Here is a 19398-nt window from a genome sequence, read left to right as displayed (position 1 = left end):
ACTCGATTGTGAAACGCTGTTGCGGCGAAGATACTTGGGGGGTAGCCCCTCGGGAAAATAGCTCAGTGCCAGGTTCTCTTTTAATAATGTAAAACATCTCGATCTGGTTGTCTTCGACGAACTAAATCTGCAAAGTCTACAGCTAGAGAAATTGCTGTATTTAGGTCTGGGTGTTGCTTCTTTAATAATTCAATTGCTAATTTTTCAGCTTCACTGTGTTTTGTAGTTGGGCATAAAATTAGCCATACTGCCTGGCGCACAGTCATCATTGATTTCTTTGGTTCAAACACAAGAGGCAATGCCTTGTTGGGCTTTTCTCTTGGTTTCAATCCCTGTGATTGACGCAGACGACGAGTATATCTGGCTAAAGTAACATAACTACCTTGATAGCCTTGTTCTTTAATTTCAGCATAAAGTTTTTGAGTATCATGACAACCAGAATTCCATCGTGACTGAAGATATTTCTTATAAGGAGTGACCTTGCCACGACCCTTATTACTTCTGCCTTTTCTCTCAGGGAACTTTGGGCTGCGAAGATAACGAAAAACTGTGCTGTTTCCAATTCCTGATGACTAATTTTAACGGACAAATGTTGAGTCAAACGCGAGCCTGGTAATCCCCCCTCAGCTAAGCCTATTTTGGTCAGTTGAGTATTCAATCGCTCTGTTCGTCTTGCCCAAGGTGATACTATTTTGGGTAATCTTTGGGTAAAAATTTGACGCTCACAATTCAAGTTCGAGCAGAAGAATTTTTGAGTTGAAAGTTTTAAACAGAATTGATAGTTACCCCAAGATACATCATCTAGGGATCGCTGATAATTGCTATGAACACGATTACTTGTTGAATTACAAATTGGACAAACTGCTGGCAGGTTTTGAGTTTTGACTTGTATTGTTATTTGATTTTCTGTTTCACTGATTGACACTGAAGTTATCTTGAAACAAAAAAATTAGGCAGTAAGTGTTGTAGTAAGCGAGAATTGTCGAGAGGGGAATTTTCTGACATAAATAACTGTTTTTTTAGCTCTCATTCTATTTACTCACAAAATCTTTCTTCATTAACATTGCTCTTAAATAGCGATCGCCTTATTCTCTATTTCACTAAAAGTGTGCAAGACCCTTAATCTGGTCTCAAAAATGTCGTTATTGCGGGTCGGAGTGATGCTTATTTCAGGTCGCTACAATTATTGAATATTTTAGATAGCGATCGCCCGTTCAATATTCACCAAAAGTGTGCAAGACCCCATTCAAAGTGAAAATTGTTTGGTAAGATGTTTTTGTTTTTATCCCTCTTGTACGTGACTAAAGGGTGATGTTCTAATTAAGACCGTCAAATATGCGCTAGTTTAACAACGGATTTACTCTGGTAGAAGTGGCTCACTCAATTTATATGAGAGCGATCAAGCGGAAATAATGGTGCTGACAATATTACTGGTATCGCTCAAATTATATTAATTAGAAGAAGGTGCGAGCCACGCATATCTTCAATTTAAATTAACTATTCAGGTTTTTAGAGTTTTAAAAAGCAATACTATACGTAAGACGATCGCTTTAACCTAAAACAATTATTTAATATAACTATGAGTTTCAAAGTGGAAGCGGTTTAAGACTTAATATTTGTCACTTTAAAGGAATGATACTTGACTTACTAGGGGTCAATATCTTCTAATATTTAGTACCTATGTTCTGAATGGACATATCAAGTTGTGGCTGCAATTGTCAGTAGCTTGTCCTCAAAAACATACCCTAGAAGAAAGCAATGGAAAGTTTAACCCCAGCTCAGAAAGAACTTTATGATTGGTTAGTGGAGTATATTAAGTCTACCCAGCACGCGCCCTCTATTAGGCAGATGATGAAAGCAATGAATTTGCGATCGCCTGCTCCTGTTCAAAGTCGGCTGGAGAGACTGCGAAACAAAGGTTATATTGACTGGATCGATGGTAAAGCTCGCACCATTAAAATCTTACATCAGCCTGAAAAAGGATTGTCTATTGAAGGCGAGATTGCAGCAGGAGGTTTAGTTGACCCTTTTACTGATGAAAAAACTAGGTTAGATTTAGCCGATTTATTTGCTCAGTCTGACTGTTATGTTTTGCGGGTAGTGGGGGATAGCATGATTGAGGATCTAATTAGTGAAGGAGACTATGTAGTTATGCGATCGCTTTCTGATGCCACACAGGTCAAAAATGGCGATATTGTGGCTGCTAGAGTCTCAGGATATGGAACAACTCTTAAACATTTTTATCAGCAGCAAGAAAAGGTTACCCTGAAGCCTGCCAATCAAAAATATGAACCTATTAAGGCAGAAGCTGAAAATGTTGAAATTCAAGGTATCTTAGTCGGTGTCTGGAGATCTATGGCTAATTAGCTTTCAGCTTCGAATTGTTTTTGGTCATCATCCCTCGCTATAAAGATTTGATTTATGGTTAATTCGATTGAAGTTCCTAGTTTATCTGAGGAATTAAAAGCAAGATTAGCCGCTCCTCTAAAAATCGGCTCGGTGGTAGTTAATAGTCGCGTATTACAGTCTCCTCTATCTGGAGTGAGTGATGTGGTATTTCGGCGATTAGTGAGGCGATATGCGCCAAAATCGATGATGTATACCGAGATGGTGAGTGCGAAAGAGATTTATCATCTGCAAGAATTGCCGAGCATTATGGCGATCGCTCTCGATGAAGATCCTATTAGTATTCAACTCTTTGATTGTCGTCCCGACTTCATGGCAGAAGCAGCCCGCAAAGCTGTAGCCGAAGGAGCAAATACTATTGATATTAATATGGGTTGTCCAGTCAATAAGATCACGAAAAAAGGTGGTGGCTCGTCTTTGTTACGTCAACCAGAAGTAGCTGAGGCAATTGTAAAAACTGTAGCCGAGGCGGTAGATGTTCCTGTAACCGTTAAAACCCGTCTTGGTTGGGATGATCATGAAATTAATATTATTGATTTTGCCCGCAGGATGGAAAACCAAGGGGCGCAAATGCTGACGCTGCACGGACGTACTCGCGCTCAAGGCTATAATGGTGCTGCCCACTGGTCATGGATTACTAAGGTTAAACAGGCTTTATCAATCCCTGTGATTGCTAATGGTGATATTTTCTCCGTTGAAGCGGCGGTGAAATGTCTAGAGTTAACTAAAGCAGATGGGGTCATGTGTTCGCGGGGGACTTTAGGCTATCCCTTTTTAGTCGGTGAAATCGATCATTTTCTCAAAACAGGCGAGTTATTACCATCTCCTGATGTCGCTACTAGACTACAATGCGCCAAAGAGCATCTATTAGGTTTATGGTCACACAAAGGGCAACGGGGTATTTATCAATCCCGTAAACATTTAGCCTGGTACTGTAAAGAATTTTCAGGTGCTGCCGAGTTACGCGATCGCTTATCCCAGATTGAAAGCCTCGAACAAGGATACGAAATCTTAAACAGTGAAATTGCTCGACATCAGTAATTCAAATACTTTTGAAATGACCTGTTACAAAATGATGTAGTATTAGGAATTACTGATAAGATAGGCGCTTACTCGAAGGAAATATGAGAGTGAGTAGAGATAATTATTTATGAAACGGAGACAGCTTTTAGACCGTTTGGCGATCGCTGCTACTACTAGTACCATCCTAGTGGCTTGTGAACAAACTAATAATAGTCCCAATGCCCAAGAGAAAGAACTGCCTCAAATCAAATGGCGCATGGTGACAAGTTGGCCTAAATCTCTCGATACAATTTATGGTGGGGCGCAAACGGTGTGCGATCGCGTATCTGCTATGACTGGAGGCAAGTTTACGATCGAACCCTACGCAGCAGGGGAAATTGTGCCTGGATTAGAAGTTCTAGATGCAGTGCAAAATGGCACAGTAGAATGCGGACACACCGCTAGCTATTATTATGTCGGCAAAAATCCTGCCCTGGCTTTTGGAACTTGTGTTCCCTTTGGTCTAACCGCGCAACAGCAAAATGCTTGGTACTATCATGGCGGTGGCTTGGAAGCGATGCATGAACTTTATAGCGACTTTAATATCATCAACTTCCCTGCGGGTAATTCAGGAGCGCAGATGGGCGGCTGGTTCAAAAAAGAAATCAAGTCCGTGGCAGATCTCAACGGTTTAAAAATGCGGATTCCTGGTTTGGGTGGCAAGGTGATGGCAAGTTTGGGAGTCAACGTACAGGTATTACCAGGGGGAGAGATATATCTCGCCTTAGAAAGAGGCGCGATCGATGCTGCTGAATGGGTTGGCCCCTATGACGATCTAAAATTAGGTTTAAATAAAGCTGCACCTTATTACTATTATCCTGGTTGGTGGGAACCAGGTTCAACTTTTGAAGTTCAGATCAATAAATCTCAGTGGGATAAACTACCAATGGAATATCAGGAGATCTTTAAAAGCGCAGCAATGGAAGCTAATCTCCGTATGCTGTCTAAATACGATGCTCTTAATCGAGTAGCCTTGAAAACTCTTGCAGACGGCGGGACAAAATTAACGGCTTACCCGCCAGAGATTTTGCAAGCAGCCCAACAAGCAGCTACAGACTACTATGCCGAAGAATCCAGCAAAAGCCCTGCCTTCAAAAAAGTTTATGATCAATGGAATCAATTCCGCATCGCTGTCTCTGCCTGGAACAAAATCAACGAGTTAAGCTATGACAGTTTTGTGAATAAGTAGTGGAACCTGACTCTATTGATATTGCTCCAGAAACTCTAAAGCTTGATTACGTAAATCATAATACTCTTGTGACTTAAGAATTTTCTGACGATCGCGTGGATGAGGAAATGGTACTTTTAGAATTTCTCCAATTTGAGCTTCAGGGCCATTAGTCATCAAAATAATGCGATCCGACATATAAATTGCCTCGTCTACGTCATGGGTAATCATCATGGCTGCTTGTCGATGATTTTCCCAAATTTCTAATACCTGTGCTTGTAACTTTCTTTTAGTTAAGGCATCTAATGCGCCAAACGGTTCGTCCATCAGTAGCATTTTGGGACGAGTAATCAAAGCGCGAGCAATTCCTACCCGTTGTTTCATCCCTCCAGAAATTTCATCGGGATATTTATCGGCAGCTTCGGTTAAATTTACCATTGCTAGATGCTCGTTAATCGAATCTACTTTTTCAGCGCGAGTAGCTTTTTTATAAACTTCATCTACCGCTAAACGAATGTTTTCTTTGACGGTCAGCCAAGGCAGAAGCGCATAATTTTGAAAAACCATCATCCTTTCTGCACCTGGTTTACGAATTTCTTTACCTTCTAGAGTAATTTGTCCCGCAGTTGGTTTATCTAAACCAGCGATGATTCTGAGCATGGTTGATTTCCCACATCCAGAGTGACCGATCACGGAAATATATTCTTCTGCCCCAATGGTTAAATTAATGCCATCGAGAATTACCGTTCGACCACCATCAGGTTTAGGAAAAGCTTTAACTAAATTTTCGACAACCAAAAAGTCTTCTTGACCGTAATCAGCCGTAATGTTGCCTGTATCAGTCTCAGTAGAATCAAACATTATCAAACTCCTTTAAAAACTACAGTACTTGTTCAGCAAAAAACTGAGAACATGAGTGATGAGTACAAAATTTGTCTTTGCACCGTGATCTGTCTGTTAAGACATAAAAAATGAGCGAGGTGCATTTGCCCGAATTTTAAAACTATCTAGATAACCAACTGGATCGCTGGGATCAAAAGCTCGATTATCAATAAATGCCTCGGCCGACTCAACCTTAAAATCTTCTGTCGGACATTGAATACCCATTTCGTTGGCGATTTCGCGATATAAATCAGTACGCCAAGCTGTCCGCGCAATTTCATCGGCATTTTTAGGAAACTCGGTGATTTGTTGCCAACGTGTTGCTTGAGTCATTAACCACAGGTTTTGTGACTGCCACAAAAAGGTAGAATGATCGTTAGGAACAGTCGAAACTTCCGCAGGCAAATCGTAGAAAATAGTAGTGGCTATGTCATCAACAATTCGTTTTTGCTCGTCAAAACCACCATAATTGTAATTTCCGACAATGCCTGCACTAGTAATTTTTGGTTCTGCGCCAGTATAAGAACGTTCTGAGACAATTTGAGCTACTTCAGCACGATTTTCTGGTTTACTGCAATACTGACAAGCTTCAATCATCGCTTTAACCATAGATCGGTAAGTTTTAGGATTCTCATTAATAAAAGATTCCATCACTGCCAAAACGCGATCTGGATGTCCACGCCAGATTTCTCTACCTTGGGCAAAGGTAAAGCCAATACCTTCGTTACCAGAGATAGCGCGAGTATTCCAAGGTTCTGCGACCATATAGGCTTGCATTGCCCCAATGCGCATATTAGTCACCATCTGGGGTGGGGGAGTGATCATAATGCGAAATGCTTCATCAGGATTTAATCCAGTAGCAGAGATGACATAACGAACAAAATATTCATAAATGGCAGAACTTAAAACCACAGCCAAAGATCGCTTTTCTGGCGGAGCGTTACGAAAATAACCATCAAAATCTTGTCCAAACTGCTCTAAATTTCCTTGATAATCCTGCCAAGGACGAATACCAGCATCCCAAAGCTCTTTACTCATGGTCATTGCATTACCATGACGATGAATAGTCATAGCAGCACATAATGGAGCATGACGCGCACCTTCTGCACCTGCTCTAGCGTTCATTACTGCCCCAGAAACTACGGGAGAAGCATCTAGGCGACCAAAGATGACCCCATCACGCGAGTTTGCCCAACTAGCTTCGCGACTTAACGTTACATTCAAGCCATATTTGCGAAAAAAGCCTTTTTGCCAAGCGACTGCAAAGGGAGCGCAATCATTAACAGGAACGTAACCAATAGTTATATTGGGTTTTTCTAGACTTTTAGGTTTGACGATTGGTTCAACGGCTAAGGCTTCTTCTGTAAGAGTTTTGGGTGCTTTACTACCACTAATTGCACAACTTGATAAGGCGATCGCCGACGCACTCGTCCCCAAGCCTTGCAAGAAGGCTCTACGTTTTATTTTTTTATACATTTCAATACTCCAAGTTTCTTAACTAATTTGGTAACTAAGAACGAGCAGGACGATGAGTTACCCAGGTTTCTACTAAGCCCAAAATATAGTCAAGGATCAAACCAGTTATACCAATCACAAAGACAGCTAAAAATACAGAACTTAGGTTGAGACGACTCCATTCATCCCAAACAAAAAAGCCAATTCCAATTCCACCAGTCAACATTTCTACTGCCACAATTACTAACCAGGCAATCCCTAAACTAATCCGCAACCCAGTAAAAATATAAGGCAGACTGGCAGGTAAAATAATCTTGACAATTTTTTTCCAAGCTGGCATCTCTAGCATTTGGGCTACGTCTTGATAGTCTTTCGGGACACTAGATACACCCAAGGCTGTATTGATAATAGTTGACCAAAGAGAAGTGATAAAAATTACGAAAATAGCTGAAGGATCGGCAACATTAAAAATGGCTAAGGCAATAGGTAACCAAGCTAACGGCGAAACAGGTTTAAGCACTTGAATCAAAGGATTGATCGCAAGCAGCGCAGGTTTTGACATGCCAATTAAAAAGCCTACAGGGATAGCAACCGCAGCCCCAATTAGAAAACCGATGATTACCCGTCGTAAACTAGCTAGCAGTAACCAACCCAGACCTAAATCGCCAGGCCCACGACGATGAAAAGGATGAAAAATAGCATCCAAATTCTCCATCAATGCTTGTGGAGGTGTGGGCATGAGTTCAGGACGAAATAAGGCGATCGCCCACCAAATAGTAATTAACCCCGCAAAACCTGCTAATGGTAATAAAAACGTATCTCTAAGAATTAAGGGTTTTGCCTTTTTCCAAGCAGCTTGACCTGCTACAGCTAGCATAGATAAATTCATCTAAATAATCTTTAATTGATTTATACTTGATCTTGGTGAAATTAAAATTGCTCAAACTTGAGCTAAAAAAAAGCAGTCAGTGATAAATCTATATCAATTTAGAAAATACCTAAGATATATAGAATTTAGATAAGGGCGTTTTGCACTTCCCAAAGGACAGTGAAGTAACGTTCCTACAACCAATCTGTCTTAACTAAAAACTGAATTAATATTCCTGGCTGGTCTAAATTATCAACTTAAGCTTGCTCTATTGACATTTTTCTAAAGTAATAATTGCCACAATTAATAGTAAAAGATCATAATTGGGCAATTATCCTAAATTATTGAAAGAGTAATTGAAACGTTGTTAACAAGCAAATTGGGTATGGAGATCGCCCTGACAAATTTGCCATTGTTCAAACAAATCTTCAGCTATTGTTGTCATTGAACTATAGGTTAAGAGTTCAACTCTAAGGGTCGTTAAATAATAACTGTCGGTAATTTTTTGATACCCATAATCAATTATTTTGCCGATCTTGCCAGTTTTTTGGTGTTTAACTATATCCCCGATTTTAAGCACAGACATAAGCTTATTTTCCCCACTATTAATAATAGTCGTTATCTAAATTAATCTTTAATAAGTCTCTAATTAAAAACCTTTCTCGGCTTCAGTTAGAGAAAATTGAAAACTTAGATTTAAGCTGCAATCTAATTCCTTGTAATTTAAAATTGAACACGAGCATATATCTCCTTTGTGACTAGTGATGCTACTGCGATCGCCATAAGGAAAATTTAAAAAATTAAGTTCCCACTTAGCAACCTCAGTAACTGAATGTAGAGAGCAGTTAGTAACTAAGGATACTGATGAGAGCAATTTTATCTAAAAATGCTTTCTCTTCAATCTCCTCTCAATGCCGACGAGGTTAGCTGACGGGCTAGGACTGAGAGATGTCCTTCACTACATAAACTGTAGCAATAAGCCCCATAAATGGTTCCCCCGCTCTTTTGTTTTGCTGGTTTTTTCCAACTTAACTTTAAGACTAGGCTGACTGAACTCTGAATATTTTATTTCCAATCAGTCTAAACTATTTAAATTTATTTGACAAGTCTTTGACCAGGAAAATTTGGTGATGAAATCAGAATAACTCGTTACTCGTTACTCAATTTTTTAAGTAACCTATGTGAAACGGATTTAGTATCACCTATCCCTGTACTGATCCTGACCACAACTCAAATTCAATAATAAAACCGCCCATGCAAATTAACACGAGGCGGTTTTTTTCTTATTCTACATTTGTTGAAAACAAGACTTACATTCCTGAGCCAACACCGGCATAGGAACCGTAGAAGAATACACCAACAACAGCGATTACGCCCATGCCAGCTACCGTAGCAACGATCCACAAGGGAATTCTTCCTTCTGCAAACATTTTTCTTAATCCTCTTGCTATTTAAAGTTTAAATCGACGAAAACAGGTTCTTTTTAGTTAAAGAAGTAACTAGAGAATAAGATGCCGAGAACAGCAATTAAAAGTAATCCTAAATAAAGAGAAGTACGATTTAGCTCTACTGGCTGTCTATTACTATTTTGATTTCTTTCCATGGTTAATATTAACTCCTATCTTTGAATAAATTGCATTGAAGCGATCGCACCCAAAAAGAAAACAGTAGGTACTGCTAAAGTATGAATGGCTAACCATCTAACTGTGAAGATGGGATACGAAATTGGTTGATTGGGACTATTACCTGTCATTTTGATTACCTATTGATTGTCAATGTGAATGTACTACTGATTGAATTCTTTAATTTGCTGTTTAGCATTATAGCGATCGCTAATTACAGGAATCTCGATTCGTTCTTGAGTAAAATACTCGTTAGGACGAGGAGTACCAAATGCATCGTAAGCTAGTCCAGTACTGACAAATAACCACCCAGCTACAAATAGCATAGGAATAGTAACGCTATGGATTACCCAATAACGAACACTCGTAATAATGTCAGAAAATGGACGTTCACCAGTATCACCTGCCATATTTTGTCTCTCCTTATTAAAAGTTTTGAAGTTCTGTTTACATAATACGAAACAAGGGTAACTGCCTACAACTAAGATTAGTAATTAAACAGCAGTACCAGCTTCGGGGACATATTTTAATAGTGTTCCTCGTTCACCCAAAACAAAACCTTTTTCGGGGGAAAGAAATACTATTTTATAAAAGTTAGATGGAGCATCTTCCACATCACGGTCTTTTGACCAGCTTTGACCACCATCGGGGCTAACTAATAGGTTAGCACTTCCTCCTGCCAACCAGATCTCTTCAGGGGTGCGATAAGCCACATCTAAAAAGCCCCAGCTCGAAGAAAACTCTGGATAAATAGGTTCTCCCCATTCATCATAATTGACCGTATCGCTAAACTGCACCTGTCCACCACGAGCTAACAACCAGAGACTCCCATCTTGGTTAAAACCCATATTTTGTAAACGGCGAGATGAGGTGCGCTGGTGAGGCGTCCATTCCGTAGCCCCTGGTTCCCAAGTAGAAAAGAAATTACCTTTAGCTGAGACAGCTACATATCTACCATCATTAGAACGATGGATGCTTCTTGCTACCCCTACTGAACCTTCGACTAGAGCTTTCCAGTTCTTACCACCATCTTCAGTTTTATAAATTGCACCCAGATTGGTCACCATTTCTGCGGTTGATTTACCCAGGGCAATAATATCTAAAGGCGAACCAGGAAGTTTAGAACTCAAAGGAATACGCGCCCAACTATCTCCGCCATCTTCAGTATGCAGCAAAATCGAGGGTTGACCTACAATCCAACCTTCATCACCATCAAAGCTAATTGCTTCTAAAGTAACTTTTTCATCGCCTAATTCTAAAGATTGCTGTGTCCAGGTTTCTCCGCCATCAATAGTTTCAAACAATGCCGCTTGTGTTCCTACCAACCAACCGCGATCTGAATTGCTGGTAAAAGCAATATCCGAAAAAATCGCTTCAGAAGGAAGGGTAAGAGTCTTCCAGGGATTCGTAATGGTAGAAGGAACTCGACTACAGCTAATACAAAATATACAGACAGCAAATAAAACAGCTATTTGCTTTAATTTTTTAATCAATAAACTCATAAACGTTTTTGTGACTGGTTGAGGCAGATAAAAGCAATGTTTGATTTTAAATTGGCAACTAGTTTGAGCAGCAAGACATAATTAAATATCTTCCCGTGTCATAACTTATCAATATTTCAATACTGACTGAATAAATCTGAATAAATTATGATTATTGCTACTAGTGCAAACCGTATAGACTAAGGAAAAATAGAAAGCCTAAACCTAGCGCACCAAAAATCAGAATATTTTTCTGAGCAGGAGTTAAACGATTGATTCCTAAACCGTAATCCAAGTTTTCAGCAAAGCCTGATGGTGCGCCTTGTGCGCCAATATTGACAAACTGAGTTTTACGAACACCGCAGACAGGACAACGCCAGTCTGGAGATAGCTCGGTAAAGAGAGTTCCTGGGGGAACTTTCCCCTGATTGTCTCCCTTAGACGGTACATATACGTAACCACAAGAGCGACATTCATAGCTCGAAGGAGCCTGCTCCGCCAAAGTTTTCTCTTTCGCTGGAGTCTTTTCCTCGGGGAGAGTCTTTTTTGAGACTAATTGTTCTTCTTTAGCTGGCTCATTCATTGCTTTATGTTAAGCAAATATTAAAATACTTTTCTTTTATGAATTATCGCATAAAAAGACAGGGTGAAGAGACAAGATTGAATGAGAAGCAGCCCGAAACTGCTAAAAGCGATCGCCAGTCAAATAAATAGCGATCGCTTTTGAATAATTAATATAGTTATCTTATGTGCCTTCAGGAATAATTCGTTCTAGTTTGGCACCCAAACCCCTGAGCTTGCTTTCTAAGTCCTCATAACCGCGATCGAGGTGTTGCAATCCATGAACAGTAGTTTTACCTTCCGCAGCCAAACCAGCTAAAACTAGAGCAGCAGAAGCTCTTAAATCAGTCGCCATGACTGGTGCGCCAGAAATCATCGCCACGCCCTGAACAATGGCATGATTACCTTTAACTCGAATATTAGTTCCCATGCGCTGTAATTCAGCTACATGACGGAGGCGATTTTCAAACACAGTTTCGCTGATCACGCTATTGCCTTTACTGATGCTTAATAGGGCAGTGAACTGCGCCTGCATATCAGTAGGAAAGCCAGGATATGGCAAAGTTTCAATATCAGTCCCACAAAGCTCTCCTGGGACGATACGCAGGCGTTTAGATTGAATATCCCCGCCAAAAGTTTTACCAGCTTCGTCTTCAATAACTATCTGACAGCCAATCTCATTAAGTTTGGCGATTACAGGGGCAAGATGTTCGGGAATGACCGAACTCAAGGTAATTTCCGACTTGGTGATTGCTCCTGCCACGAGAAATGTCCCTGCTTCAATCCGATCTGGAATCACGTTATATTCAATCGAGCTAAGTTCTTGAACCCCTTGAATAGTTATAGTATTAGTCCCTGCACCAGTAACTTTTGCTCCCATTTGATTGCAGAAGTTAGCTAAATCAACAATTTCTGGTTCTTGTGCTGCGTTCTCAATCTTAGTTTCTCCTTTAGCCAGAGTAGCAGCCATGAGAATAGTTTCTGTCGCTCCAACGCTAGGGTAATCTAAATAAATTTTGCCTCCCTGTAAGCGCTGTTTGTTACCAACTAAATTGGCGTGAACCACACCATCTTCAATGGAAACGCTTGCCCCCATCGCCTGTAGTCCGCGCACATGAAGATCGACGGGTCTAGCACCAATAGCGCATCCTCCAGGTAGAGGAACGCGAGCCGTACCTAGCCTGGTTAATAAAGGCCCAATCACAAAGAAGCTAGCTCGAAGCTGAGATACAACATCATAAGGAGCTTCAGTCGGGTTAATTTTGGTAGCGTCAATTTCAATCACATCGTCTTGACGCTTGAGCTTAACGCCTAAAGCTTCGAGTATCTGCCCCATACGCTTAATATCAACTAAGTTTGGCACGTTGCGTAAAGTACATTTGCCAGGACAGAGTATAGAACCTGCCATTAAGACCAGAGCAGAATTCTTTGCCCCACTAATTTGGACATTTCCTGAAAGCGAAGAACGTCCCCAGATTTCTAATACAGCTTGAGAGTCTTCTAGGATAATTTTGGTTGGGTTAGAGATAGAGTTAATAGCTTTATCCTCTTGATATTAAATATATTTATTTGGGCTTTTAAGCAATACTAAGATAGACTTCAAAAATTCAATTGAACAGTTTTGAATTAAAAAAATTAACTTAAAGCAAGTTTTAAGTTTGACATTGAATATAAAAGTCAATCATAATAAGAGCTTGTAGATGCGGAACTGGCGGAATTGGTAGACGTGCTAGATTCAGATTCTAGTGTTTGTTTAAAACATTCGGGTTCAAGTCCCGAGTTCCGCATGGCTAGGCAATCAAAGTATCACTTTGAACCGTGCTGTTCGTCAATAGTAGGCAAGGAAAATAACATTTTAACTAGCATTCAAAATCCTTTAGTCAAGCAGGTTCGCAAGCTACATCGTGCCCAAGAACGACAGAAGCAAAATTTACTGTTGATTGAAGGAACTAATTTAGTTGAAGCTGCTTGCCAAGCTGATTATAAGCTAGATATTATTTTTCACACAGAGCGATGGCAGCAAAATCATCAGCCATTATGCCGAATAATTGCCGAACAAGGAATTAGAGCTGAATTAGTTAGTCCAGAAGTTTTAAATTCAATTGCCACCACGGTTAATCCTGATGGGGTAGTAGCGATCGCTCCTCGACCAATTAGCGAACCAGTACCCACTTTAAAAAATGTGGGAATTGCCTTAGAAAGACTGCAAGATCCTGGTAACTTGGGGACAATCATCCGAACCGCAGTAGCAGCAGGAGTTGATGGTCTCTGGTTGAGTCCTGATAGCGTCGATTTTTATAGCCCCAAGGTCTTGCGAGCAAGTGTGGGACAATGGTTTCGGTTACCTGTCATGACGAATCAAGATTTATCTCAATTAATTGAGCAGCAGCAAGGAGTGCAGATTATTGCCACTACCTCTCAAGCTACTAAAACTTATTGGGAGGTTGATTTTACTCGCCCTAGTCTGATTTTACTAGGCAATGAGGGCGCAGGATTATCATCACAGTTGCTCGATTTAGCAGATATACACATAAAAATTCCTTTGGCAAATCACGTTGAGTCCTTGAATGTTGCCATTGCCACTGCTTTACTGCTGTATGAAGCACAAAGACAGTTAACAATGAACAATAATCAGTAAACTTTGGATAATAGGGAATTAGAGATGTAGAGGATTAGGGAAACTTTATTTCAAGTCATCACACGGACTTGATCTCAGTAATCAGTAATTACCTCCTCTTCTTTCTGCTTCCTGTTTAATTGCCTTGAGGGTTTCTTGAAGGCGATCTTCGTAGATGCTGTAAAAAATGCTATCACTGGGCGCTTTGGCAGGTTCAACCACGACTTTATGGGTAATTAAAACCTGGTTTGGCGGAGCGCTAGGATAAGGAGAGACGGGTTCTAATACCCATGTCCCATTCATCGTTTTTAAATCCCCATCAACTGCCTCAAAAGCAATTTGCTTGGGATATGATTCAATGGTGGCAACTTTAACTCTTGATTCGATGCTAAAGACAAAGGTTTTAATTTTATTGATTTGTTCAAAAATTTTGCGATCGCCATTACTTTCAAGTAACTGACTACTGACAACTCCTGGCATAAATTCGGCAAAATGTTCATAGTCTGTTAACACCTGCCAAGCGTTATCCACGGTGGTCGAGATCAATAAACGGGAGGTATAGTTACCTGCTTCACCCAAAAAGACTAATTCGCCTTTTTTGAGAGAAACTCTTTGTTCGAGGGGAAGTTGATCTATTGGGCCATCAAATAGTTTGGCTGTAGCCACAGGACTAAATCCAATGCTCAACAAGCAACTGATAAAAGCTATGAGCGATAAAATTAGCCAACGATTTTTCTGGCGAGATTGATTAATCAATTTGTATTATTCCGTGGTTTCAATTGGTTATCCGATGTCGTATGTCAGCATCAATAAAATGAAAAAGTACTCAAAATATTGACTGGACACATTAATTGCTCAAATTTAGTTGCTCAACTTAAATAGTGGTGAAGTACTTCAATAAAGTTTCACCAGCTTGATTCAAATTAGCTCCAAAAGTCAAGATTCCTGATTCATGTCCACTCATGACAATAATTTTCTGCTCTTGAGTTAGAGGTTGTTGACATAATCTGATGATCTCCTGTGCCATCTCTGGTGTTCCATAAGCACAATCAGGATTAGTAGTGGGAACGCGATCTAGTAATTGCTCCCAAAGCGGTTGATGGTGAACATGAACTACAGCATTAATTTCAGGTAGTAAGTGGTAAATCGCAGCATGAGTCAAAGTTTCCGAAGAAGCTTGAATTAATCCTTGGCAGGTAACATAATTTTGTTGCCAGTCATAGTCGATTACTTTGGTATAGTGCTGTGCCGTTAAATTGGCAATTCCGCCTGTCTGTGTGCCTGAGATGATTAATTGTGCGCTATGCGGCAAGCGAATACTGAGATTGCCAAAGCCAATGCCATTATCATATTCACCGATCAAACCCAATTGATAAAGCTGTTTGCGCCAGCGATTTAGTTCCCCAATATCACTTTGGGCGATCGCTTCAACTTTTGACCAGTGACATTGATATTTAATATAGCCCTCGTCAATCATCGGAACTATTCCCAAATATAGATTTTGCCAATTTAATCCTCAAAAAAAATAGATTACGGCTTTTACCACTACATTTTGACAGTCAAAAAAGATAAATTAGGTAAAGAAGATAAAGAAATATTAATTTAATAAACAAGAGGAGTTGTTTAAACCATGTTTGAATACTTCAATGAAAAAGCTATAAAGAATGTCGTCCTTGCTCAAGAGGAAGCCCGCAACACAGGACATAATCTGGTAGGGACAGAACACATTTTATTGGGCGTGATTGGGGAGGGAACATCGACCGCAGCAAAATTATTAGCAAATCTAAATATTAATTTAGATCAAACTAGAAATCTAGCAATTGAGATAGTTGGCAAGGGTTCTGGGTTTATCCCCGCTAATATTCCGTTCACCCCAAAAGCCAAAAGAATTTTGGAACAGGCTTTTAATGAAGCACGGCAATTAAAGAGTAATTTTATTAGCCCCGAACATATTTTGTTGGCGATGATTAAACAGACTGACAACATGGCAGTCAAACTGTTGACCAAACAAAATGTTAACTTGAGACAGCTACGGACAGACTTAATTAAAAAGTTGGGGGAAACAGAGGTAGTGGCAGCAGGTAAAGATAATCCTTTTGGTTTCGGTGGCGGCAGAGAACAACCAACTAAACTCAAAGAGTTTAGTATCAACCTTACAGATCTAGCAAGAGAAGGTAAACTCGACCCTGTAGTCGGTAGATTTCCCGAAATCGAGCGAGCAGTGCAAATTTTAGGTAGACGTACTAAAAATAACCCCATTTTAGTTGGTGAGCCTGGAGTTGGTAAAACGGCGATCGCCGAAGGATTAGCTCAACGCATTGTTGAGGGTGATGTTTCTTCCCTCTTGGCTGACAAGGAAGTAATTAGCTTGGATATGGGTTCGCTACTAGCAGGAACTAAGTTCAGAGGCGAGTTTGAAGAACGTCTTAAAGCTATTGTGGAAGAAGTTCGTCAGGCGGGCAATATTATTCTGGTAATTGACGAGATTCACACCATTGTTGGTGCGGGGGCAATGGGAGGAGCGATGGATGCTGCCAATATGCTCAAACCATCCTTAGCCAGAGGCGAAATTCAGTGTCTTGGTAGTACTACTTTAGATGAGTATCGTAAGTATATTGAGCGGGATGCTGCCTTAGAACGCCGTTTTCAAAAGGTAATGGTAGGAGAGCCTTCGGTTGAAGATGCGATTGAAATTTTGCAAGGATTACGCAAAACTTACGAAGATTTTCACAAAGTTAAATACACCGATGAAGCAATCAGAACTGCGGTAATCTCCTCGGAAAGATATATTACGGATCGCTTTTTACCTGATAAGGCAATAGATCTAATTGACGAAGCTGGTTCACGTACTCATTTAAACCACTGTTTGCAGAGTAAAGAAGAAAATCAGACGGATGTGGCGAGTATTAATCCAGAAGCCTTAACCCCCATAGTTGATGAAGAAGCGATCGCTAAAATCGTGGCTGCTTGGACTGGAGTTCCTGTGACTAAAATGACAGAAACTGAGTCAGAAGCGCTGATGTATTTAGAAGACGATCTCCATGAACGAGTCATCGGTCAAGATGAAGCAGTCAAGGCGGTTTCCCGTGCTTTACGGCGCTCACGCTCAGGTTTAGGCGATCGCGATCGTCCCATTGCTAGTTTGTTCTTTTCTGGCCCTACAGGGGTAGGAAAAACCGAATTAGCTAAAGCTTTAGCTACGCAAATGTTTGGTTCGCAAGAAGCAATTGTACGGATTGATATGTCGGAATACATGGAATCCCACACCGTTTCCAAGCTAATTGGCTCTCCTCCAGGTTTTGTCGGTTACGACGAAGGGGGGCAATTAACTGAAGCGGTACGTCGGCAAGCCTACACCATAGTCTTATTTGATGAGATTGAAAAAGCTCATCCCGATGTCTTCAACTTGATGCTTCAGCTACTTGATGATGGTCGTTTGACCGATGCTCAAGGACGCACCGTTAGCTTTAAAAACACCGTAATTATCATGACCTCTAATATTGGCTCAAAGGTAATTGAAAAAGGTGGTGGTGGTTTAGGCTTTGATTTTTCTGGAGATAAAGACGAAGCACAATACAACCGCATCAAAGAGTTAGTTAATCAGGAATTGAAAAACTATTTCCGTCCTGAATTTATTAATCGTCTGGATGAAATTATTGTCTTCCGTCAGTTGACTAAGCCTGAAGTTAGACAGATTGCCAGTATTTTACTAAAAGAGATTTCCCAGAGATTGTCACAACAGCGTGAGATTACTTTAGGAGTGACTTCTGCTTTTGAAGACAAGGTAATTGAAGAAGGCTACGATCCTAGTTATGGTGCTAGACCTCTGCGTCGAGCAATCATGCGCCTACTAGAAGACAGTCTAGCTGAAGCAATTCTTTCTGGTCGAGTCAACGATGGTGATAATGCTTTGGTTGATATTGATGAGGATGGTAATACTACCGTGGCATCTGTACAAGAACAGGTTTTAGTCGAAGCAACTCGTTAATACAGCCGTTTCCAATTGAATAGACTACGCTCTTAATTAACTCGCAGCTCTAAGCTTTAAGCCATAAGCTTTAAGCCTTTTCTAATCATTCTAATAACTGTGGTCTACTAACGTGAAAAACGCTGTAAAAATAGAGTGAATTAAATTTTTTCTTGAAGGTGAGCAAAACTAGTTCACCTTTTTTTTGCCTTCAGGATCATTGCTCATACTAAATCCGCTTGGCAAAGGTAATACCAATTCTTGAAAATAACGAGAGACTTAGGACCATTGGTCACAAGTTAAGGAAATGAGAAAAAAGTCAAGGGAAAACCCAAATCGTGTAAAACTCAGAGAGAGTAAGCAATTGAACGATTAAGATTCTCTATGACCAAGAGATTAAACCGAGACCACGCGAAAAAAACTCAACGTCCGATGATGGAGGACGAGATGATAGCTAGTCAACTTGAAGCCTTATTGACACCAGCTATCACAAATCAAGAAAACTATTATCGTCAATTGGGATTACGAGACAGAATACTGAATCTGCCCTTTATGGTAGCTGCGGTCTTGACTTTATTGTCCTAAAGGATACCGCTTCGCATATGGAGGGATGTGGCTGGGGTAACAGAATTAACCAGAATATTAGCTAGAGAGGGATTCTTATGGTGTAATCAAACCCAAGTGAGCCAACAAGCAATATCTAGTAGATTTTTAACCTTTCCTGCCGAATTATTGGAAAGAGTATTTAAGGATTTACTGCCAAATTTAAAATCATCTTGGTCGAAAAGAAAACACCGACCATTACCTGAAAGCGTTCAATATACACTATCTAAGTTCGATAAAATTTGGATAGTAGATAGCTCGATATTGGAAGCATTATTTAAAAAACTAAAAAGTCTAGAAGATGCTCCTAAAGGACAGCTAGGAGGCAAAATTGGTGTAGTAATCGATTTAGTAACTCGATTGCCAGTAGAAATTTGGTTCAAAGAAAATCCCAGAACTAATGATACTAAATTAGAAGAAAATATCTTAAGTTTAGCACCTGTCAACACCCTACTTTTATTAGACCGTGGATTCTATCATTTCAGTTTTTGGCTACAATTAATCGAACAAAAAGTTCATTTTATTACTCGACTGAAAAAAGGTGCATCAATTAAAATTGAAACAGTTTTTACTGATAGTTATTCTCTTCGCGATCGCCTGATCATTCTTGGCTCTGGAACTAAACGTACTTCCCCTATTCGGGTTCGTCTGGTTGAAATTCGTTCGGGTAAAACTTGGCATTCTTATATTACTAGTGTTCTTGAGC

Annotated in this window: 20 protein-coding genes, 1 tRNA gene, 1 pseudogene and 1 riboswitch; of the genes and pseudogenes, 7 read left to right on the top strand and 15 right to left on the bottom strand. The window is 40.1% G+C overall.

Annotated features, from left to right (window positions below; all coding sequences use genetic code 11):
- Positions 1 to 80: 80 nt before the first annotated feature.
- Together C7B62_RS26210 and C7B62_RS27210 are read right to left on the bottom strand one after the other, a co-directional pair.
- A complete protein-coding gene (locus C7B62_RS26210; RefSeq protein ID WP_106240259.1) occupies positions 81 to 329 on the bottom strand; it encodes a hypothetical protein in 249 nt (82 codons plus the stop codon).
- Positions 330 to 364: 35 nt separating this feature from the next.
- A complete protein-coding gene (locus C7B62_RS27210) occupies positions 365 to 925 on the bottom strand; it encodes a transposase family protein (RefSeq protein WP_106240254.1) in 561 nt (186 codons plus the stop codon).
- Positions 926 to 1758: 833 nt separating this feature from the next.
- Between C7B62_RS27210 and lexA the strand changes: the two genes are divergently transcribed.
- From lexA to C7B62_RS18300, 3 genes are all read left to right on the top strand, one after another.
- The gene (gene lexA / locus C7B62_RS18310) at positions 1759 to 2367 is read left to right on the top strand and encodes a transcriptional repressor LexA (RefSeq protein ID WP_106240250.1); all 609 of its coding nucleotides are present in this window, start codon (positions 1759 to 1761) and stop codon (positions 2365 to 2367) included.
- Between the two features lie 54 nt (positions 2368 to 2421).
- Entirely contained in the window at positions 2422 to 3447 is a 1026-nt protein-coding gene (dusB, locus tag C7B62_RS18305) for a tRNA dihydrouridine synthase DusB (RefSeq protein WP_106240246.1), read from the top strand.
- Positions 3448 to 3556: 109 nt separating this feature from the next.
- Positions 3557 to 4657, top strand: coding sequence for a TRAP transporter substrate-binding protein (locus C7B62_RS18300; RefSeq protein WP_106240243.1), 1101 nt, complete (start codon positions 3557 to 3559; stop codon positions 4655 to 4657).
- 12 nt (positions 4658 to 4669) lie between these two features.
- Here the strand turns inward: C7B62_RS18300 and C7B62_RS18295 are convergent, their stop codons facing one another.
- The 11 genes from C7B62_RS18295 to murA all read right to left on the bottom strand — a co-directional run bounded on the left by C7B62_RS18295 (position 4670) and on the right by murA (position 13012).
- Positions 4670 to 5497 carry an ABC transporter ATP-binding protein gene (locus C7B62_RS18295; protein WP_106240239.1) on the bottom strand — a complete coding sequence of 276 codons (828 nt, stop codon included), beginning with the start codon at positions 5495 to 5497 and terminating at the stop codon, positions 4670 to 4672.
- 96 nt (positions 5498 to 5593) lie between these two features.
- Positions 5594 to 6994, bottom strand: a complete 1401-nt coding sequence (locus C7B62_RS18290) for an ABC transporter substrate-binding protein (RefSeq protein ID WP_106240235.1) — start codon at positions 6992 to 6994, stop codon at positions 5594 to 5596.
- A gap of 34 nt (positions 6995 to 7028) precedes the next feature.
- Entirely contained in the window at positions 7029 to 7862 is an 834-nt protein-coding gene (gene ntrB / locus C7B62_RS18285; RefSeq protein ID WP_106240231.1) for a nitrate ABC transporter permease, read from the bottom strand.
- Positions 7863 to 8208: 346 nt separating this feature from the next.
- Positions 8209 to 8427, bottom strand: a complete 219-nt coding sequence (locus tag C7B62_RS18280) for a hypothetical protein (RefSeq protein ID WP_106240227.1) — start codon at positions 8425 to 8427, stop codon at positions 8209 to 8211.
- Between the two features lie 311 nt (positions 8428 to 8738).
- A riboswitch (cyclic di-AMP (ydaO/yuaA leader) is annotated at positions 8739 to 8870 on the bottom strand.
- A 281-nt stretch (positions 8871 to 9151) separates the two neighbouring features.
- Positions 9152 to 9271: a photosystem II reaction center protein J gene (locus tag C7B62_RS18275; RefSeq protein ID WP_106240223.1), complete on the bottom strand. Its 120-nt coding sequence runs from the start codon at positions 9269 to 9271 to the stop codon at positions 9152 to 9154.
- Positions 9272 to 9324: 53 nt separating this feature from the next.
- A complete protein-coding gene (locus C7B62_RS18270) occupies positions 9325 to 9444 on the bottom strand; it encodes a photosystem II reaction center protein L (RefSeq protein ID WP_106240221.1) in 120 nt (39 codons plus the stop codon).
- 15 nt (positions 9445 to 9459) lie between these two features.
- Positions 9460 to 9594 carry a cytochrome b559 subunit beta gene (psbF, locus tag C7B62_RS18265; protein WP_106240219.1) on the bottom strand — a complete coding sequence of 45 codons (135 nt, stop codon included), beginning with the start codon at positions 9592 to 9594 and terminating at the stop codon, positions 9460 to 9462.
- Between the two features lie 33 nt (positions 9595 to 9627).
- Positions 9628 to 9873, bottom strand: a complete 246-nt coding sequence (gene psbE / locus C7B62_RS18260; protein ID WP_106240216.1) for a cytochrome b559 subunit alpha — start codon at positions 9871 to 9873, stop codon at positions 9628 to 9630.
- Between the two features lie 84 nt (positions 9874 to 9957).
- Positions 9958 to 10965, bottom strand: a complete 1008-nt coding sequence (locus tag C7B62_RS18255; RefSeq protein WP_106240212.1) for a photosynthesis system II assembly factor Ycf48 — start codon at positions 10963 to 10965, stop codon at positions 9958 to 9960.
- Between the two features lie 160 nt (positions 10966 to 11125).
- The gene (locus C7B62_RS18250; RefSeq protein WP_106240208.1) at positions 11126 to 11527 is read right to left on the bottom strand and encodes a rubredoxin; all 402 of its coding nucleotides are present in this window, start codon (positions 11525 to 11527) and stop codon (positions 11126 to 11128) included.
- A 162-nt stretch (positions 11528 to 11689) separates the two neighbouring features.
- Complete coding sequence (gene murA / locus C7B62_RS18245; protein WP_106240205.1) at positions 11690 to 13012, bottom strand: UDP-N-acetylglucosamine 1-carboxyvinyltransferase; 1323 nt, start codon at positions 13010 to 13012, stop codon at positions 11690 to 11692.
- 195 nt (positions 13013 to 13207) lie between these two features.
- Between murA and C7B62_RS18240 the strand changes: the two genes are divergently transcribed.
- Together C7B62_RS18240 and C7B62_RS18235 are read left to right on the top strand one after the other, a co-directional pair.
- Positions 13208 to 13292, top strand: a tRNA-Leu gene (locus C7B62_RS18240).
- A 65-nt stretch (positions 13293 to 13357) separates the two neighbouring features.
- Positions 13358 to 14143, top strand: a complete 786-nt coding sequence (locus tag C7B62_RS18235) for an RNA methyltransferase (RefSeq protein WP_106240267.1) — start codon at positions 13358 to 13360, stop codon at positions 14141 to 14143.
- 81 nt (positions 14144 to 14224) lie between these two features.
- Here the strand turns inward: C7B62_RS18235 and C7B62_RS18230 are convergent, their stop codons facing one another.
- Positions 14225 to 14878, bottom strand: a complete 654-nt coding sequence (locus C7B62_RS18230; RefSeq protein WP_233220030.1) for an SRPBCC family protein — start codon at positions 14876 to 14878, stop codon at positions 14225 to 14227.
- A 118-nt stretch (positions 14879 to 14996) separates the two neighbouring features.
- Positions 14997 to 15599, bottom strand: coding sequence for a class II aldolase/adducin family protein (locus C7B62_RS18225; protein ID WP_106240202.1), 603 nt, complete (start codon positions 15597 to 15599; stop codon positions 14997 to 14999).
- Positions 15600 to 15752: 153 nt separating this feature from the next.
- Between C7B62_RS18225 and C7B62_RS18220 the strand changes: the two genes are divergently transcribed.
- Positions 15753 to 18110, top strand: a complete 2358-nt coding sequence (locus C7B62_RS18220) for an ATP-dependent Clp protease ATP-binding subunit (protein ID WP_106240198.1) — start codon at positions 15753 to 15755, stop codon at positions 18108 to 18110.
- A 411-nt stretch (positions 18111 to 18521) separates the two neighbouring features.
- Positions 18522 to 19398: pseudogene (locus tag C7B62_RS18215) on the top strand (transposase); the annotation flags it as partial.

The sequence above is a fragment of the Pleurocapsa sp. CCALA 161 genome (assembly GCF_003003995.1).
Classification (GTDB): domain Bacteria; phylum Cyanobacteriota; class Cyanobacteriia; order Cyanobacteriales; family Xenococcaceae; genus Waterburya.
This window is presented reverse-complemented; position numbering and strand designations above follow the sequence as displayed.

Excerpts from the sequence above, each read along its gene's own strand:
- C7B62_RS18225 (WP_106240202.1), bottom strand. The coding sequence starts at position 15,599 with ATGATTGACGAGGGCTATATTAAATATCAATGTCACTGGTCAAAAGTT.
- C7B62_RS18220 (WP_106240198.1), top strand. The coding sequence starts at position 15,753 with ATGTTTGAATACTTCAATGAAAAAGCTATAAAGAATGTCGTCCTTGCT.
- C7B62_RS18295 (WP_106240239.1), bottom strand. The coding sequence starts at position 5,497 with ATGTTTGATTCTACTGAGACTGATACAGGCAACATTACGGCTGATTAC.
- C7B62_RS18280 (WP_106240227.1), bottom strand. The coding sequence starts at position 8,427 with ATGTCTGTGCTTAAAATCGGGGATATAGTTAAACACCAAAAAACTGGC.
- C7B62_RS18300 (WP_106240243.1), top strand. The coding sequence starts at position 3,557 with ATGAAACGGAGACAGCTTTTAGACCGTTTGGCGATCGCTGCTACTACT.
- ntrB (WP_106240231.1), bottom strand. The coding sequence starts at position 7,862 with ATGAATTTATCTATGCTAGCTGTAGCAGGTCAAGCTGCTTGGAAAAAG.
- psbE (WP_106240216.1), bottom strand. The coding sequence starts at position 9,873 with ATGGCAGGTGATACTGGTGAACGTCCATTTTCTGACATTATTACGAGT.
- C7B62_RS18275 (WP_106240223.1), bottom strand. The coding sequence starts at position 9,271 with ATGTTTGCAGAAGGAAGAATTCCCTTGTGGATCGTTGCTACGGTAGCT.
- dusB (WP_106240246.1), top strand. The coding sequence starts at position 2,422 with ATGGTTAATTCGATTGAAGTTCCTAGTTTATCTGAGGAATTAAAAGCA.
- C7B62_RS18255 (WP_106240212.1), bottom strand. The coding sequence starts at position 10,965 with ATGAGTTTATTGATTAAAAAATTAAAGCAAATAGCTGTTTTATTTGCT.
- lexA (WP_106240250.1), top strand. The coding sequence starts at position 1,759 with ATGGAAAGTTTAACCCCAGCTCAGAAAGAACTTTATGATTGGTTAGTG.
- C7B62_RS18250 (WP_106240208.1), bottom strand. The coding sequence starts at position 11,527 with ATGAATGAGCCAGCTAAAGAAGAACAATTAGTCTCAAAAAAGACTCTC.
- C7B62_RS18270 (WP_106240221.1), bottom strand. The coding sequence starts at position 9,444 with ATGGAAAGAAATCAAAATAGTAATAGACAGCCAGTAGAGCTAAATCGT.
- psbF (WP_106240219.1), bottom strand. The coding sequence starts at position 9,594 with ATGACAGGTAATAGTCCCAATCAACCAATTTCGTATCCCATCTTCACA.
- C7B62_RS18290 (WP_106240235.1), bottom strand. The coding sequence starts at position 6,994 with ATGTATAAAAAAATAAAACGTAGAGCCTTCTTGCAAGGCTTGGGGACG.